Here is a 761-nt window from a genome sequence, read left to right as displayed (position 1 = left end):
GCGCCGCTTTGCGCGGTGCTGACGTAGACGCCGAGGGTGGCGTTATAGGTGTAAACAACGCTGGCGCCGTCATCGTCGGTGCGCGTGATCGTGCTGCCGGCGGTATTGAGGGTACCGGTGAGACCACTCACGTTACGGCTGAAGCCGTAGCTCCAGCCGTTGCTGCTTAGCTGGCCCAGGCTGTTATAGGTACGCAAGACGTTGAGCGGCAAACCGTCGAACAGCATCCCTTCGTCGGCGCTTTGCAGGACCAGGTTGCCGGTGGCGGTGTTGACGTAACTGCGGTTGCCGGCTTGGCCTAGCGAAGGCGAACCACCTTGCGCGGTGCCTAGCTGTGTCAACGAGGTATTGCCAAGGCCCAGACCATTGCCCGTGATCACTGCAACCATTGTCTTGCTCCCTAATAGACGGGCCGCCACCGCGGCGGCTTCGTTGTTCGGGATGGCTATTCTGGGATTTGGAGCAAAAGTTTAGGGCTGGGGCGAGAATTTCTTATGACTTTTATTTCTTAATCGCACAATCAATGCCTTGCATCATCATTCGCTTGCATACCCGCCCTAACCTCCTGCCCACAGGGCGTGATTAGCGTGTAGGTTGGGGTGCAAACCTCAACATGCTTGTTGCGATCCACATGGTGATGTTGGGGTTTGCGCCCCAACCTATGTATGGACTCGCCCCCTTCGTCAACCGCTTTTTTCATCCCCGAATGCCGGCTGCATCTATGTATGAGGCCTCACCAAGGTGGCAAGGTGTGCCACGGG

Annotated in this window: 1 protein-coding gene; it reads right to left on the bottom strand. The window is 57.6% G+C overall.

Annotated elements, in window-relative coordinates; genetic code table 11:
• On the bottom strand, positions 1-389 hold a 389-nt coding region (locus QQJ86_RS16235), incomplete at its 3' end, for a DUF6531 domain-containing protein (RefSeq protein ID WP_284322011.1).
• Positions 390-761 lie beyond the last annotated feature (372 nt).

This window comes from Dyella acidisoli, from assembly GCF_030160295.1.
Classification (GTDB): domain Bacteria; phylum Pseudomonadota; class Gammaproteobacteria; order Xanthomonadales; family Rhodanobacteraceae; genus Dyella_B; species Dyella_B acidisoli.
This window is presented reverse-complemented; position numbering and strand designations above follow the sequence as displayed.